This window comes from Pandoraea anhela (genome assembly GCF_902459655.1).
Classification (GTDB): Bacteria; Pseudomonadota; Gammaproteobacteria; order Burkholderiales; family Burkholderiaceae; genus Pandoraea; species Pandoraea anhela.
The window spans coordinates 276785-293530 of sequence record NZ_CABPSB010000004.1 but is presented as its reverse complement, the minus strand read 5'-3'; the positions used below and the strand labels follow the sequence as shown (position 1 = coordinate 293530).

General features: G+C 62.9%; 15 protein-coding genes. 9 read left to right on the top strand and 6 right to left on the bottom strand.

The genetic code is table 11. The annotated features are described in order from the left end of the window. The first annotated feature begins 5 nt into the window (after positions 1-5). From PAN31108_RS08650 to PAN31108_RS08615, 8 genes are all read left to right on the top strand, one after another. A complete protein-coding gene (locus PAN31108_RS08650) occupies positions 6-239 on the top strand; it encodes a hypothetical protein (protein ID WP_150668454.1) in 234 nt (77 codons plus the stop codon). A 173-nt stretch (positions 240-412) separates the two neighbouring features. Next, on the top strand, positions 413-868 hold the full coding sequence (locus PAN31108_RS08645; RefSeq protein WP_150668453.1) for a GNAT family N-acetyltransferase: 456 nt from the start codon (positions 413-415) through the stop codon (positions 866-868). 134 nt (positions 869-1002) lie between these two features. Continuing rightward, positions 1003-2934 (top strand): ATP-binding cassette domain-containing protein, encoded by a 1932-nt coding sequence (locus tag PAN31108_RS08640; protein ID WP_150668452.1) that lies wholly within the window; start codon positions 1003-1005, stop codon positions 2932-2934. Between the two features lie 322 nt (positions 2935-3256). Further along, positions 3257-5236: a DNA topoisomerase IV subunit B gene (locus PAN31108_RS08635; RefSeq protein WP_150668451.1), complete on the top strand. Its 1980-nt coding sequence runs from the start codon at positions 3257-3259 to the stop codon at positions 5234-5236. A gap of 150 nt (positions 5237-5386) precedes the next feature. Further along, entirely contained in the window at positions 5387-5806 is a 420-nt protein-coding gene (locus tag PAN31108_RS08630) for a DUF4399 domain-containing protein (protein ID WP_217426289.1), read from the top strand. A gap of 82 nt (positions 5807-5888) precedes the next feature. Continuing rightward, positions 5889-6728: a transglycosylase SLT domain-containing protein gene (locus PAN31108_RS08625; RefSeq protein WP_246183841.1), complete on the top strand. Its 840-nt coding sequence runs from the start codon at positions 5889-5891 to the stop codon at positions 6726-6728. Positions 6729-7005: 277 nt separating this feature from the next. Then, positions 7006-9342: a DNA topoisomerase IV subunit A gene (gene parC, locus PAN31108_RS08620; RefSeq protein ID WP_150668449.1), complete on the top strand. Its 2337-nt coding sequence runs from the start codon at positions 7006-7008 to the stop codon at positions 9340-9342. An 11-nt stretch (positions 9343-9353) separates the two neighbouring features. Then, positions 9354-9806, top strand: coding sequence for a CopD family protein (locus PAN31108_RS08615; RefSeq protein ID WP_069341724.1), 453 nt, complete (start codon positions 9354-9356; stop codon positions 9804-9806). Between the two features lie 62 nt (positions 9807-9868). Here the strand turns inward: PAN31108_RS08615 and PAN31108_RS08610 are convergent, their stop codons facing one another. Then, a complete protein-coding gene (locus tag PAN31108_RS08610; protein WP_150668448.1) occupies positions 9869-10792 on the bottom strand; it encodes a LysR substrate-binding domain-containing protein in 924 nt (307 codons plus the stop codon). Positions 10793-10924: 132 nt separating this feature from the next. On the opposite strand from PAN31108_RS08610, the gene PAN31108_RS08605 reads away from it, so the two are divergent. Beyond that, positions 10925-12193 carry an MFS transporter gene (locus tag PAN31108_RS08605; protein WP_150668447.1) on the top strand — a complete coding sequence of 423 codons (1269 nt, stop codon included), beginning with the start codon at positions 10925-10927 and terminating at the stop codon, positions 12191-12193. Positions 12194-12404: 211 nt separating this feature from the next. On the opposite strand, the gene PAN31108_RS08600 is transcribed toward PAN31108_RS08605, so the two are convergent. The 5 genes from PAN31108_RS08600 to PAN31108_RS08580 form a co-directional block, all read right to left on the bottom strand. After that, positions 12405-12860, bottom strand: a complete 456-nt coding sequence (locus tag PAN31108_RS08600; RefSeq protein WP_150668446.1) for a RidA family protein — start codon at positions 12858-12860, stop codon at positions 12405-12407. A 159-nt stretch (positions 12861-13019) separates the two neighbouring features. Beyond that, positions 13020-14210 (bottom strand): aminotransferase-like domain-containing protein, encoded by a 1191-nt coding sequence (locus PAN31108_RS08595; RefSeq protein ID WP_150668445.1) that lies wholly within the window; start codon positions 14208-14210, stop codon positions 13020-13022. A gap of 141 nt (positions 14211-14351) precedes the next feature. Beyond that, the gene (locus PAN31108_RS08590; protein ID WP_150668444.1) at positions 14352-15248 is read right to left on the bottom strand and encodes a DMT family transporter; all 897 of its coding nucleotides are present in this window, start codon (positions 15246-15248) and stop codon (positions 14352-14354) included. 71 nt (positions 15249-15319) lie between these two features. Next, positions 15320-16015, bottom strand: a complete 696-nt coding sequence (locus PAN31108_RS08585) for a VOC family protein (protein WP_150668443.1) — start codon at positions 16013-16015, stop codon at positions 15320-15322. A gap of 238 nt (positions 16016-16253) precedes the next feature. Further along, positions 16254-16616, bottom strand: coding sequence for a DUF2917 domain-containing protein (locus PAN31108_RS08580; protein WP_150668442.1), 363 nt, complete (start codon positions 16614-16616; stop codon positions 16254-16256). Positions 16617-16746: the final 130 nt, after the last annotated feature.

Below are 16746 nucleotides of genomic sequence, written 5' to 3'. Positions count from 1 at the left end.
ACAAAATGAAAACAACGCAATATCAGGAATTCCAGTACAGCGTCCACGCTATCGAGCGAGACAACGCCCGTTGGGACGCGTTCTATGAGATTCACCGTCCGACGCAGCAGGGCCTGGAAAAAGTGGGCGCCTATCAGGTGCAAACGGCCTACGGCTTCGCCACGCAAGGAAACGCCCTCGCCGACGCCGAGCGCAACGCCCGTGCCGACATCGAGCAAGGCATCGTCTACTACCAGTAAGTCAGACGCCGTTCCTCGGGCTTTTCCGTCGGCTTCCCGGCGCTTTCCCAGCCGTTTCGCCGCGCTTTCCCGTTTTCTCCCCCCATCCATCCGATGTGCGCGATCTTGGCATCGTCGCTTTGCGACGGTGCTATAGTCCCGCCTTTCTCAATGCAAAGGCTGGAGCGTCGGTAATGGAATGGATGTGCAAGTCGTTCGACGAGTTGGGCAGCGCGCTGCTTTATCGCATTCTGGCCGCACGCAACGCCGTCTTCGTGGTCGAGCAGCAATGCCCGTATCAGGACATCGACGGACGCGATCCGCGCAGCCTTCACCTTGTTGCACAGGACGCACAGCAGATCGCTGCCTATCTGCGCCTCTTGCCGCCGGGATTGGCCTATGAGGAAGCGTCGATCGGACGCGTGATCACGGCGTCGTCCCATCGCGGCACGGGGCTCGGACGCGAGTTGCTCGCGCGGGCCGTTGCGATTGCCGATGCGCAGTGGCCAACGGCGGCCTTGCGCATCGGCGCGCAAGCGCATCTGGAGGCATTCTACGGTGCGTTCGGTTTCGTCAAAGCGAGCGAGCCGTACGACGAGGATGGCATCTTGCATATCGAGATGGTGCGCCCGGTGGCCCGGCAGGCGTGATCCGACAGCGGGTGCGCCGCTGCGGCCATCGAACGCAGGTTCGTGGCGCATCACGCTTTATCGGCCGGGGCATCGCGCCCGGCACTACAATATCTCCCATCGCGGTTCACGCGTTCCAGAGACTTTCCCGACACATGGCCTTGTACTCCATCACCGGCGCCCAACTGGCGTTCGGTCACCTGGCATTGCTCGACAATGCCGATTTTTCGCTCGAAGCCGGTGAGCGCGTCGGGCTCATCGGCCGCAATGGCGCCGGTAAGTCGTCGCTGCTCAAGATCGTTGCCGGCCTTACATCGCCCGACGACGGTCTGGTGGCGCGTCAGGCCGGGTTGCATACCGTCTATGTTCAGCAGGAGCCGGAGTTCGATCCCGAGCAGTCCGTGTTCGACGCCGTCGCGCTCGGTCTTGGGGAGTCGCACGTACTGCTCTCGGAATACGACCGCACGGCCGAGGCGCTGGCAGTCGCACCGGAAGGGGCGGAGCACGATGCCTTGCTCGCCCGTCTGAACACCTTGCAGTCGTCGCTCGATGCGGCCGACGCCTGGCAACTCAAGACACGCGTGGAGACGACGATTGCGCAACTCGGACTCGACGGGCATGCCCGCGTGGGCGCGCTGTCCGGTGGGATGCAAAAGCGCGTCTCGCTCGCGCAGGCCTGGGTCGCCAAGCCCGACGTGCTGCTCCTCGACGAGCCGACGAACCATCTCGATTTCGACGCGATTCGCTGGCTTGAAGAGTTGCTCGTCAACTATCGCGGCGCGCTGCTGTTCATTACCCACGACCGGAGCTTCCTCGATCGCGTCGCTACACGCATCGTCGAACTCGACCGGGGACGTCTGCTCTCGTACCCCGGCAATTTCACGCAGTACCAGGAACGTAAAGCTGAGCAGTTGGAAATCGAGCGGGTGGAGAACGCGAAGTTCGACAAACTGCTTGCGCAGGAGGAGGTGTGGATTCGCAAAGGCGTCGAGGCGCGACGCACGCGTAGCGTGTCGCGTATCGAGCGCCTGAAAACGATGCGTACCGAGCGCGCCGAACGCCGTGAGCAGCAGGGCAACGTGCGCATGGACGTGGCGCAGGCGGAGAAGTCCGGCAAGATCGTGGCGGAACTCACCAACGTGACGAAGTCCTACGGTGGACGCGTTATCGTTCGGGACTTTTCGGCCACGCTCATGCGGGGCGACAAGGTTGGCCTGGTCGGCCCCAACGGGGTGGGCAAGACGACGATGCTCAAGCTCATCCTCGGCGAGATCACGCCGGACAGCGGGCAGATCCGCGTCGGCACGAATCTTCAGGTGGCGTATTTCGATCAGATGCGCGCCCAACTCGACCCGGAGCGTAATCTGCTCGACACCATCAGCCCCGGCAGCGACTGGATCGAGATCAACGGCACGCGCAAGCACGTCATGAGCTATCTCGGCGACTTCCTTTTCTCCCCGGAGCGTGCGCGCTCCCCGGTGAAGTCGCTCTCCGGCGGCGAGCGCAATCGTCTGTTGCTCGCCCGGTTGTTCGCGCGTCCGGCGAATGTGCTGGTGCTAGACGAACCGACCAACGACCTCGATATCCCGACGCTCGAACTGCTCGAAGAACTGCTGGAGGAATACAGCGGCACCGTGTTCCTCGTGAGCCACGACCGCACGTTCCTCGACAATGTGGTGACGTCGGTCATTGCCGCCGAGGGCCATGGCAACTGGCGTGAATACGTGGGTGGCTTTACCGATTGGCAGGTTCAGAGCGAGCGTTCTGCGGCGCTCGCCGCGCAGCGTGCGCCGGTGGACGATGCGCCGAAGGAAGCCGCAGGGGCGCCCAAGCGCGGCACGAACCGGACAGTTAAGCTCAGCTACAAGGAGCAACGCGAACTCGACGGACTGCCAGAGCGCATCGCGTCGCTGGAAAACGAGCAGAAGGACGCCGCGGCAAAGATCGAAGACGGTTCGATCTTTGTGAAAGATCCGGCAGCAGGGGCGGCGTTGTCCGAACGTTTCGAAGCGATTGAACTGGAATTGCTCGAAGCGCTCGAACGCTGGGAAGTGCTCGAAGCCAAGCAACGCGGCGAGAGCGCGTAAGTTCGCGCGAGCCGCCGCATCGCGGGCATCGGGAATGACGGCCGGTTTTCCGGCCGCGTTTCGTTGGATGCCATGAGGCGGTTGGCGATGTCATTCGAGCGCGCCGCGAGTGACAGTACAATAGGCCGCGATTCATCCGGGGTGTCGTGTTTGCCGAACCGTCGGCCGACATTGCGCGAACCCCGAGTGCCCATTATGTGGGCGCCGCAACACAAGTCGTTGATCCGGCGTCACTTTTGCCATGTGTTAATGGGTTTTCCCCGTGGTTGTCCACAGGAAATGTGGATAATCGCCGGGCATCGAACCCCAATTCAGTCACGCTATGTCGAAAAAAAATACGCCTGCCCAGTACAGCGAAGCGTCCATCAAGGTCCTGAAGGGCCTTGAGCCGGTCAAGCAACGCCCGGGCATGTACACCCGCACCGAAAATCCGCTGCACATCATTCAGGAAGTCATCGACAACGCTTCGGACGAAGCGCTCGGCGGCTACGGCAAGCAGATTCTCGTCACGCTGAACAAGGACGGTTCGGTGAGTGTCGAGGACGACGGCCGCGGCATTCCTATCGGCATCCACCCGGAAGAAGGCGTGCCGGTGGTCGAAATCGTGTTCACGCGTCTGCACGCGGGCGGCAAGTTTGACAAGGCTGCTGGCGGCGCTTACACCTTCTCGGGCGGCTTGCACGGGGTGGGGGTGTCGGTGACGAATGCGCTGGCGACGCGGTTGGCCGTCACGGTCTGGCGCGACGGTCAGGTCTCCGAGCTTGAATTCGCCGATGGCGGCAACGTCAACGTGGCGCTCCACTCGCGCGCGGCGCAACGCGGCGAAAAGAAGAGCGGCACGCGTGTGACCGTGTGGCCCGATGCGAAGTATTTCGACAGCCCGACGCTACCGCTGGGTGAGTTGCAACGTCTGCTGCGCTCGAAGGCCGTGCTGCTGCCCGGCGTGCGTGTGACGTTGCGTCAGGAAAAGAACGGCGAAGCGCAGACGTGGTTCTACGAGCATGGCCTGCGTGGCTACCTCGTCGAGTCGCTCGGCGGCGCCGAGCCGCTCATTCCGCTGTTCGAAGGCGAACGTTTTGCGGACGGCAGCGAAGACAGCTTTGCCGAAGGCGAAGGCGCGGCATGGGTGGTGGCATGGACGGAAGACGGCGCACAAGTGCGCGAATCCTATGTCAACCTGATTCCGACGCCCGCCGGCGGCACGCACGAGTCCGGGCTGCGCGAAGGGCTCTTCCAGGCGGTGCGCGGCTTCATCGAGTTGCACAATCTTCAGCCCAAGGGCGTGAAGCTGTTGCCGGAAGATGTATTCTCGCGCGTGTCGTTCGTCCTGTCGGCGAAGGTGCTCGATCCGCAGTTCCAGGGGCAGATCAAGGAGCGTCTGAACAGCCGTGACGCGGTGCGTCTCGTGTCGTCGTTCACGCGCCCCGCGCTCGAACTGTGGCTCAATCATCACGTCGAGCATGGCAAGAAGCTGGCCGAACTCGTGATTCGTCAGGCGCAGGCGCGCACGCGTGCCGGCCAGAAGATCGAGAAGAAAAAGAGCTCGGGCGTGGCGGTGCTGCCGGGCAAGCTGACCGATTGCGAGACGGAAGACATCACGCGCAACGAACTGTTCCTGGTCGAGGGCGACTCAGCGGGCGGTTCGGCGAAGATGGGGCGCGATAAGGAGTTTCAGGCGATTCTGCCGTTGCGCGGCAAGGTCCTCAACACGTGGGAGACCGAACGCGATCGTCTGTTCGCGAACAACGAAGTGCACGATATCGCCGTGGCGATCGGTGTGGATCCGCATGGCGCGAACGACACCCCCGATTTGTCGAATCTGCGTTACGGCAAGATCTGCATCCTCTCCGATGCCGACGTGGACGGCTCGCACATTCAGGTGCTGCTCCTTACATTGTTCTTCCGCCATTTCCCGCAACTGATCGCCAAGGGACATGTGTTCGTGGCGCGCCCGCCGTTGTATCGTGTCGATGCCCCGGCGCGTGGCAAGAAGCCCGCGCAGAAGCTGTACGCGCTGGACGAGGGCGAACTCGAAGCGATTCTCGACAAGCTGCGCAAGGACGGCGTACGGGAATCCGCGTGGTCCATCAGCCGCTTCAAGGGGCTGGGCGAAATGAGCGCCGAGCAGTTGTGGGAAACGACGATGAATCCCGACACGCGTCGTTTGAGCCCGGTCGCATTGGGACACCTCGATTTCGACGCGACCGTGACCCGCATGAACATGCTCATGGGCAAGGGCGAGGCGGCGCAGCGCCGTAGCTGGCTCGAAGCCAAGGGCAATGAAGTGGAAGCCGACATCTGAGCGGAAAATGCCGCAGCGCCCCGCCCGGCGGGGTGTTGGCGCTTATCGGGGCTGTGGGAAAAAGCATTTTCGCCGCACTCGCGTCGAGCAAACCAGCGTGAGTGCTCACATAGTGGGATAATCCAGCCTTCACCCTCCGGGAGTCGCGTTATGTTGCGTTCTATGCGTTGCATTTTCGTGCCGATGCTGCTTGCTGGCGCAAGCGCTACCGCCTTGGCACAGTCGGCCCAGCCGCGCGTCTTCTTCGTCTCGCCTGCCAATGGCGCGACGGTTTCGAACCCGGTGGTGGTCAAGTTCGGCGTCGCGGGCATGGCGATCAAACCGGCGGGCGAAATGGTGCCCGAAACCGGCCATCACCATCTCATCATCGACGGCGATCCGGTTCCGGCAGGTCAGGTCGTTCCCACCGACGAGACCCACCTGCATTTCGGCAAAGGGCAGACCGAGACGAGCGTCGATCTGACGCCGGGCGATCACACGCTGACGATGCAATTCGCCAACGGTGCGCACCAGTCGTACGGTCCGGCCATGAGCCAGACGATCAAGGTGCATGTCAAAGGTCAGCAATAGTCGAGTTTCGATGGCGGCGCGCATGCGTGCGTGCCGCCAAAAAGTCTCTCTGCGGCAACTCGCAGGTCCCGCGTTGGCAGCCATGCTGCTTATCGCAACGCCGCTCGCGCACGCCGAACTCTACGGTTACGTCGACGAAAACGGTGTGGCGCATCTCGCGGCGCGCAAACTCGATGCGCGCTATCGGCTCGTCGTCGGTCACGACGGCAGTGTCGACTGGCGTACGCAAGCGCAAGGCGACACGGTCAGCGGCAGCGACCGCTCGCGTCTTTACGATGCCCTGTCGCGTCATCCCAATCTGAAAAAACTGACGCCCGTGATTTCGCAGGCCGCACAGAAATTTCACGTCGATGCGGCCTTGCTGAAGGCGGTCATTGCGGCGGAGTCGGGATTTGACAGCGATGCAGTGTCGCCCAAAGGCGCCGTCGGTCTGATGCAGGTGTTGCCGGCGACCGGCGAGCGTTACGGATTGCGCTCGGACGCGCGTCGCACGGTGGCAGAGAAGCTCACTGATCCGCGAATCAATGTGCTGACAGGAGCACGCTATTTGCGAGACCTGCAAGCGCGCTATCCCGACCGTCTCGAACTGGTGCTGGCCTCGTACAACGCGGGTGAGGGTGCCGTGGCGCGACATGCGGACCAGATTCCCCCTTATGCCGAGACGCGGGATTACGTTGCGGCAGTCCTGGCGCTGTACCGGCGTTTCAGTCCCGACGGGGGCGACGCGACGCCGGGGAACCGCCTTGTACGAGCGGGCAACGCGAAACTCGGTAATGCCCGCGTGAACGGTTCCCGCGACGGCCGCATCCACGTAATTCTGGGCGCCCCTGAGGGCCTGCCGGTGGTGCCTGCTACCATGCCGAACGCGTCGGTACGTGACCTGGCGCCCTCAGCGTTGTCGACGCCTCCCGCCACCGACTGAAGCGGACCTCGGTATCGTCGGTCGGCGACACCGTTACGGCGTGACGGGGGTGAGGGGGTGAGGGGGTGATGGGCGGCAGTGCGTGATACCACCGCTCGGAACCTTCCGAAACACGGTCGGAATTCCGGCGGTTTTGCCTGCCGCCGATCCCAAAATCACATCTCGCTTTGCCATTCAGACGCGTTTTTACCGAAATGTACCGGCGAGCTTGGTATGATCTCGCGGTCAACGTCCACCCGAACTCTCGTCAAACGTTCGCAGCAAACCCACAGGTTTTATGGAACAAGTAGAAGATCTCTTTACGCAACCGTCGGATGACGACACGCTAACGCTTGGCGCGTATGCCGAGCGCGCTTATTTGGACTACGCGATCAGTGTGGTCAAGGGCCGCGCCCTGCCGGACGTCTGCGACGGCCAGAAGCCGGTGCAGCGCCGTATTCTGTTCGCGATGAACGAAATGGGCCTCGCGTCCGACGCCAAGCCGGTGAAGTCGGCGCGCGTGGTCGGCGACGTGCTCGGTAAATTCCACCCGCACGGCGACCAGTCGGCTTATGACGCGTTGGTGCGTCTCGCGCAGGACTTCTCGATGCGCTATCCGCTCATCGACGGTCAGGGCAACTTCGGTTCGCGCGACGGCGACGGCGCGGCGGCCATGCGATATACGGAAGCGCGCCTTACGCCGATTGCGAAGCTGCTGCTCGATGAAATCGATGCGGGCACGGTCGACTTCGTGCCGAACTACGACGGTTCGACGCAGGAGCCGCGTTTGTTGCCGGCACGTCTGCCGTTCGTATTGCTCAACGGCGCCTCCGGGATTGCGGTGGGTCTGGCGACGGAAATCCCCTCGCACAACTTGCGTGAAGTGGCGTCGGCTGCGGTCGCGCTGATCCGCAACCCGAAGCTCGACGATGGCGAGTTGATGACCCACGTGCAGGGCCCGGATTTCCCGGGGGGCGGTCAACTGATCTCGAGCGCGGCAGAGATTCGCAGCGCTTACGAGAGCGGCCGTGGCAGTCTAAAAGTCCGTGCGCGCTGGAAGATCGAGGAAATGGCGCGTGGTCAGTGGCAGGTGGTGGTGTTCGAACTGCCGCCGAATACGTCGGGCCAGAAGGTGCTCGAAGAGATCGAGGAACTGACGAATCCGAAGGTCAAGCTCGGCAAGAAATCGCTGACGCCCGAGCAACAGAACCTGAAGCAATCGATGCTCGCGATGCTCGACGCCGTGCGTGACGAATCGGGCAAGGACGCCCCGGTGCGTCTGGTGTTCGAGCCGAAGTCCAGCCGTATCGATCAGCAGGAATTCATCACGATGCTGCTCGCGCATACGAGTCTCGAATCGAGTGCATCGGTCAACCTCGTGATGGTGGGCGCCGACGGCCGTCCGGGCCAGAAGTCGTTGCGCGAGATCATCACGGAATGGATCGGCTTCCGCTTCGAGACGGTCACGCGTCGTACGCGCCACCGTCTGGGCAAGGTCGACGACCGCATTCATATTCTTGAAGGCCGGATGATCGTCTTCCTGAATATCGACGAGGTCATTCGCATCATTCGCGAATCCGATGAGCCGAAAGCCGCGCTGATGGACACGTTCCGGTTGAGCGAACGTCAGGCGGAAGACATTCTGGAAATTCGTCTGCGTCAGTTGGCGCGTCTGGAAGCGATCAAGATCGAGCAGGAACTGGCATCGTTGCGCGATGAGAAGGCCAAGCTCGAAGATCTGCTGGCCAACGACAGTGCGATGAAGCGTCTGATCATCAAGGAGATCGAGGCCGACGCGAAGCAGTTCGGTGACGAGCGTCGCACGTTGATCCAGGAAGAGAAGCGCGCGGTGGCAGAGGCGCGTGTCATCGATGAGCCGGTGACGGTCGTCGTGTCGGCCAAGGGCTGGGTACGTGCGCTCAAAGGCCATGGACTGGACGCGCAGGGTTTCTCGTTCAAACAGGGCGACGCGTTGTATGGCGCCTTCGAGTGCCGGACTGTGGATCCGCTGATCGCGTGGGGTAGTAACGGCCGTGTTTATTCGGTCGCCGTGGCGCTGCTGCCGGGCGGACGCGGCGATGGCGTGCCACTGACCTCGCTGATCGAACTGGAGTCGGGCTCGCGTTTGCTGCATTACTACGCTGCATCCGGCGAACAGCCGCTGCTGCTGGCAACGACGGCGGGCTTCGGCTTTACGACCAAACTGGGCGACATGGTCAGTCGCGTGAAGGCGGGCAAGTCGTTCATGACGATCGACGATGGTGCCGAGCCGTTGGCCCCGACACCGATCTGGCAGGGCGCCAATGCGGTGGCCTGTCTGTCGAGCGACGGGCGTCTGCTCGTGTTCGGCATGGATGAGATGAAGGCGCTGACCGGTGGCGGGCGTGGTGTCACGCTGATTGGCTTGGAAGGCAAGCAGACACTGGTGTCGGTGGTGCCGATCAGCGAAGCCGGTGTCACGGTGTACGGTGAGGTGCGGGGCGGCAAGGTGCAATCCGAGACGCTCTCGGGCGCGTCGCTGGCCCCCAACATCGGCAAGCGTGCCCGCAAGGGCCGTTCGCCGGCAGTGAAGTTCGCGACGTTCAAACCGCGTTCGCTCGAGCCGGTATTGCCGGCCGCGCCGACGGCATCCTGAGAGGGTCACGCATGAGTGTCTACGCCTTCAGCCTGTTCCTGCATCTGGTCAGTGTCGCCGTCTGGATCGGTGGAATGTTCTTCGCGCTGGTGTGTCTGCGACCGGCGTCGTCCGAGCTTTCGCCGCAGCAACGCCTGCCGTTGTGGGAAGCGGCGTTCACGCGCTTTTTCACGTGGGTCGGCGTCGCTATCGTGCTGATTTTGCTCTCCGGCGGGCACATGATGATGGGGATGGGCGGTTTGCATGCCCGTTGGCCGGTGCATGCCATGGCGGGCATCGGTGTGCTGATGATGCTCGTGTTCGGGCATATCCGCTTTGCCTTGTTCCCGCGCTTGCAGCGTGCGGTACAGGCGCAGTCGTGGCCCGACGGTGCGGCTGCCGTCAACGGCATTCGCCGGCTCGTGATTCTGAATCTCGTGCTGGGGATCGTCGTGATCGGATTGGCGGCGTCGCTGCGAGGCTGAGGCGGGCGGGCCGATCGTATGCCGACCGGCCGAAGTTCACTTCATCCACGACATCCACGACATCAGGTGGCAGACCCGCGTTCCTCACGGAGATGGCCCGCCACTTCATGACACATCGCGACGAAGGCCTGAACGAGCGGGCTATTGTCGTCGCGACGTCTGGCCAGTAGCAACGGGGCATGCGCGTCGGGTTCGCTGAATTCCATGAAGTGCGCCCCTTCGATCTGAATGCATCGTACGGCGGCCGGCAGTACCGCAACGCCCAATCCACTCGCCGCGAGTGCGACGATCGTCGTCGACTCGCGCGCTTCCTGAACGACGCGCGGCGTGAACCCCGCGCGCTCGCACATCCTCCGAATCTGGCCGTCGATGGCCGTGCCCACCCCGTGGGGATGCATGATGAACGCTTCGTCCGCCAGGTCGGCGATCGACAGACTGGCGTGCCGTGCAAGCCGATGCCCCTGATGCAGCACGACGACCAGCGCTTCGTCGATCAACGTCTCGAAACTGAGTCCTGCCATGGGGGGCGCATCTTCCGCCTGACGCAGCAGGCCGATGTCCAGTGTGCGGCCCATCAAAGCCTCGCGCTGATTCTCCGATGGCGATTCGCTCAGCGTAAGCGTCACGCGCGGATATCGCTGGCGATAGCCGGTGAGGACGCGCTTCATCAGATTCGTCATCGGCGCCGACGTCGTGAAGGCGATGCGTAGCTCCCCGGCGTCGAGCCCGGCGATCTGCTGGACTTCGAGACGCGCCGCGTCGGCGTCGGCAAGGATCTGGCGCGCGCGTACGAGGAAGGCCCGCCCTGCGGTGGTGAGAAAGACGCGTCGTTGCGAGCGTTCGAAAAGCGCCACGCCCAACTCGTCTTCCAGCGCACGGATCTGCATCGACAGGGGCGGTTGGCCGATGTTGAGCTTCTGCGCCGCGCGGCTGAAGTGCAGTTCTTCTGCGACAGTCACGAAGTAGCGCAGATGACGAAGTTCCATGCGTCGACCCCCTGATTGATCTGTTTTATGTATAGAAATGTGGTCTAAATATATATTGGACGCAAGGTAACGGCAAACTTATGATGCGTTGTATACATTTCACCCTTGGTTCGCGCGAGGCGAGCCATCGTCATGGCATCAACAAACTCCTTACCTCTCGGTTCCGGTGGCGTGTCTGCCGCCGAGGCGTCTGCGCCCAAGCTACCGGCCGGCGTGGCACGCGGCACACGTGAATATGCCGTCATCAGCCGGGCGCTCTTTTTCGGCGGTTTTTCGACGTTCGCACAGCTTTACTGCATGCAGTCGCTGCTGCCGTTGCTGACGACCACGTTCGGCATCAGTCCTGCGCAGGCGAGCTGGTCGGTGTCCGCCGCCACGATGATGATGGCCCTCGGCCTGCTCGTGACCTGTGTGGCCGCAGATCGTGTGAGCCGCAAGCGCATGATGACCCTGGCGCTGCTCAGTTCGTCGGTGCTCACCCTGGCCAGTGCGTTCTCCACCAATTTCGAAACCCTGGTGATTCTGGCGGCGCTCAAGGGCCTCGCGTTGTCGGGATTGCCGGCGATCGCCATGGCTTACCTGAGCGAAGAAATCGACCAGCGCGCGCTGGGCATGTCCATGGGGCTTTATATCGGCGGCAACATTCTGGGCGGTATGGCCGGCCGGGTGATGGCCGCATTCGTTGCCGACATGTTCTCGTGGCGTGTGTCTGTCGCGTTAATAGGGTTTATCTGTCTGGCGATGGGATTGGAGTTCGCCCGCAGTCTGCCGCATTCGCGCCGTTTCACGCCGCGTCACATGAGCGTGCGCGAAGCGCTGGGCCATGCGCGTCGCCACCTAGGCGACCCGGCGTTGTTGGGCTTGTATCTGTTCGCGGGCTTGATGATGGGGAGCTTCGTGAGCGTCTACAACTATCTCGGATTCCACTTGTCGGCGCCGCCGTTCCACCTGCCGCACGCCGCTATCGGCGCCATTTTCGCGATGTACCTGATTGGCGTGGCTGGTTCGTTCATCGCCGGGCCGTTGTCGGACCGTGTCGGACGTCCGCGACTGCTCTGGGTGCTCGTGGCGTTGGCGATGGTCGGACTCGTGACGATGCTGTCGACGCAGGTGCCGGGTGTCGTGATCGGGCTGGCGATCTTTACGTTCGGTTTCTTCGGCGCTCACACCGTCGCCAGCAGTTGGGTGGGACGCCGTGCCACGGAAGGGCGGGCCATCGCGTCGGCACTGTATCTGTTCTTCTACTACCTTGGCTCCAGCCTGCTTGGCAGCTTCTCGGGCGTCGTGCTCAAGTCGCATGGCTGGCATGGCGTGGTCGCGTTGCTATCGTTCGCTGTGGTGATTTCGCTGGCCGTTGCGATTGCCATGCGACGCGCTTACGGATCGGGGAAACCGGCCTGAGCGAGACGTACCTGCAGCTAGGACGCACGCGTTCATAACGCAACAGCCACCCGAGGGTGGCTGTTGTCGTATTCACGGGCGCTGGCGGCCGTGGCGAATACGGTGGCCAGGGTGACCAATGTGGTCAGGGCGGACGATGTCCGCGCCATTCCCCATGCTACGCATACTACTAAGTCGCCTCTGGCGAGCGCTTGCGGCGGTGCCGGCGCGCTTACGCGAGTTCTGCGATCAGTTCGATCTCGACGCACGCACCCAGCGGGATCTGCGCAACACCGAACGCCGAGCGGGCGTGCTTGCCGGCGTCGCCGAACACTTCACCGAACAGTTCCGACGCGCCGTTGGTCACCAGATGATGGTCGGTGAATGTTTGCGTCGAGTTCACGAGGCTCATCAGTTTCACGATGCGTTTGACCTTGTTCAGGTCGCCGGTGTGCGCATGCAGCGTGGCGATCAGTTCGATGGCCACGGCGCGTGCGGCCGCCTTACCGTCTTCGACGCTCACGTCCTGACCGAGCTTGCCGGTCCAGACCTTGCCGTCCTTCTTCGGCAGGTGGCCGGAGAGGAACACGGTGTTGCCGGTCTGGGCCGCCATCACGTAGGCTGCGGCGGGGGTGGCGGAGGTCGGCAGTTCGATGCCGAGTTGCTTCAGTTTGTCGTAGACGGACATTTACGGCTTCCTTGCAGTTGCGTTGAAATCGGGCCGATCGATCGGGTGGGGTGACCGGTGGGGGCTGGTCTGGCAATTGATGGAGATCACCGACGGTTCGTCTGACCATCGTCCGAGTCGGACTTGGGCCAGACGGCGCGCGATGGGGCGATCGGACGATCAGGCGGCGCGTCGTGTCAGCGCCTGCGCAATCAGCGCACCCAGACGGGCCACGCCGACTTCGATCTTCTCCGGCGGTACCGTGACGAACGACAACCGCAGCGTGTTCGACTGCGGCGTGCCGACGTAGAACGGCGCGCCGGGCACGAACGCCACATTCTGCGCAATTGCTTTTTCCAGTAGCTGCATGGTGTCGATGCCGGCGGGCAATGTCAACCAGATGAACATACCGCCCGCAGGCGTGGTCCACGTGGCATCGGCCGGCATGTGCTGCTTGAGCGACGCGAGCATCGCCTTTGCCTGTGCTGCATACAGCGTACGAATCGACGGGATATGCGTGTCGAGAAAACCGTCTTTCACGACTTCGTAAGCGATACGTTGTGTGAGGCTGGGCGTATGCAGATCGGCAGCTTGCTTGGCCTGCACGAGTTTGGCAATCACTGCCGTCGGACCGATGATGAAGCCCAGTCGCAACCCTGGGGCGAGCACCTTGGAGAACGACCCCATGTAGAGCACGTGCTCCGGAGCGAGCGACATGAGGCTCGGCAGTCGCTGCCCCTCGTAATCGAGTTCGCCGTACGGGTCGTCTTCGATGATCGCCAGACCGTCGCGCTTCGCTACGGCCGCCAGCGCTTCACGACGCGCCATCGCGAGGCGGCGCCCCGTCGGATTCTGGAAGTTCGGCATGGCGTAAAGGAAGCGGGCGTCCTTGACCAATGCCGGCGTAAGTGCCTCGGGAAGCAGGCCTTGATCGTCGGTTGGCACGGGCACATAGTTCGGCGCGAACAGCGAGAACGATTGCAGAGCGCCCAGATAGCTCGGCGCCTCGACGAGCACGCGGCTGCCTTCATCGATGAAAATCTTGCCGATGAGGTCGAGCCCTTGCTGCGAGCCCGTGGTGATCAAGATGTTTTCGGGAGCGAGCGTCAGGCCGTCGCGCGAGTAGCGTTTCGCGATCCATTCGCGCAGCGGGGCGTACCCTTCGGTTGCGCTGTATTGCAGCGCAGCTTGCGGCGATTCGGTGAGAACGCGCTCTGCGGCCGCACGCATTTGTGCGACGGGGAAAGTGGCCGGAGAAGGCAGGCCGCCGGCGAACGAGATGACGTCGGGGCGCTCCGTGACCTTGAGAATTTCGCGAATGGCCGAACTGGTCAGATTGCGGGCGCGTTGCGAATATTGCCAATCGTGCATGATGGTCTCGCTTGGAGTGGGCGGCCTTTCTGATGGAGCCGCGAGTATCGGGCGTTGCGGGTGCCGAGCGCTTGGAGGCAGACGCAACGCCAGGGGGCTGACACGTCACGGCGCAGGGATCGCATGCGCCGTCATGTGTCGTCAGACCGGTTTGCCCGTGAGTCGCGAAGCGCCGATCTTCATATGCTTGCCGAGTGCGATGGTCGTCACGACGCCAGCGGCAAACAGCCACGTGACGGCGTCGACCTGTTCGCCGAAAAAGAGGGCGGACAACGCAATCGTGAAAAAAATCTGAAGCAATTGTACTTGGCCGACACGCGCGATGCCGCCCATGGCGAGACCGGCATACCAGGCGAAGAAGCCGATGAACTGCGAGAAGAGCGTTACGTACGCGAAGGCGCCCCAGGCGCTGCCACTCACAGGCCAGGGTTGCTGCCATGCCAGCCATCCCACCGGCAGCAGCAGTACCGGCGCCGACACGACGAGTGCCCAACAGATGACCTGCCAGCCGCCCATCTCCCGGGCGAGCTTGCCGCCTTCTGCGTAGCCGAGTGCGCCGATGACGACGGCGAGCAGCATCAGGCCGTCCGCTGCGTGCAGGCTGCCGCCTCCGGCGCGCAGCGCGAAAGCGATGACCAGCGCACTGCCGAGCAGTGCAAACACCCAGAAACCGCGCGATGGACGCTCGCCACCGAGCCAGTATGCGTAGATCGCGACGAAGAACGGTTGCAAACCGTTGACGACGGCGCCATGCGACGCCGGGATCGTCTTCATCGCCCAGGCCGAAAACACGGGGAAGGCGATGATCACGCCAAGCGAGGTCACGGCGAGGCTCTTGAGTTGGGACCCCGTCGGCAACGGTTCCTTGCGCCACCAGAGCAGCGCGCCGGCGAAAACAGCGGCTACCAGCGCGCGCCCCAGCCCGTTGAGCAGCGGGTTGACTTCCGCTACGACGATGCGCGTCATCGGCAACGTCAGACTGAAGATAAGCACGCCGATCAATCCGATCAGCATGCCCCGGGATTCACGCGAATTCATGGTGTCGCCTCGTAGTTCTGGTGATGATCCGCCCGCCATGCGCTGTGGCCGGGCGTTTGGATCCTTCAGGTCTACCGCAAGGTGCGGGGACCCTGAGGGGTTTCGATTTCTGCGGCGAGCGAAGGCTCGACCAACGTTGCTTCCACGTGGATGAGCGTATCGGCGCCCAGCCACTGCAATTGTTCTGTGATCAACGCTGCCTGCGGATGGAAGCCACGCAATGAGGTGACTGCGCAATCTGCGGACGGTAGAGAATCCGCCGGATGCTGCGGGGTATCCCACTGGATCAGCGTAGGTAACAGTCCCTGTCCCGCACCTTGCCATGAGGGAAGGCCGCCATCGTCAGGTACGCCGATCTGCCACGTCAGCGCACCGCGCTGCATCGCCACGACCGGCGCCAACCGCTGAGGATACTGCGCCTGCCATCGGGGTAACGAACGCGGACGGTCCACGCGCGCCACCCAATGCGCAAGGTACGGCCCTCTGGCAAGGCGCGCCTGCACCGTCTCGTCGTCGAGCCCGAACCAGCGCGGACGGTCCGGCGCCGGTGCCTCCGGATCAATCGCGATGATCTCCAGATAGGTGCCTCCCCACAGGCCCAGCAAACTGTTGTGCGTTCCCATCCGGGCATGCTTGCCGCCGCGTTGCGGCACAACGTCGGTGAGGCCCAGTTGCTCGATGACATGCGCTTCACCCGCTTCCAGCGTTTGTGCGACGACGACGAGGTGATCCAGTTTCAAGGCCCCGGAGGCATTCAGTGCGGTCATATTCGGTTCTGGCTAAGTCCGGCGGCCGAAGCGGGCCGCAAAAGCGATAGCTTACCTGTGACACGTCTGCTACGTGACGTTTGCGCATTCCATGCGCAAAGGAAGGTGTGCCGGACGAGCCATGTCGATTTCGCGTGCCTGTCGGCCTGTCGGGGCGAGGTCGCGCTTTCAGGCTTGACTCGCCTATCCGCGACATCCGCGACATCCGCGATGTTCGCGATATCTCCCGCGCCCCGGTTCACCCGCGAGAGAGCGGCGTCACCGCCCGATTCGTCAGATGGGGTACGCGGGCGGCAATTTCGCGCCACGCCAGACGCCATCCGCTGCGTACGGCGCTGCCACGCCCTGACGGTGACAGCGTCGTCGCGGGCTGGCTTACGCGCATGCGTGCGCCGTCCTGCCAGGTGCCCAGCCACACTCGCTGACCCCCTCGAATCTCGAAGCTCTCGCCGGCACGCAGCCAATGGTCGGCCGGTTCGCCTTCCACCGTCAGCCACAGTACGCCTTGCAGCACTTGCAGCGACTGAGGCGATTCGACAGCCGGGCTCTGCCAGAAAACGGTCTGTCCCGGGTCCAGTTCGAAGAGTCGGATTTCACGCATGGCGGTCTCCAGTTGAGTAGACACTTTATCGGTTAATTCCGGTACAGTACCGATACAGATGCCGAGCAAGTTTTCGGTACAGTTCGGAATTGACAGGGAATTTGGTTGGCGTAGAGTGGCGACCCATGAG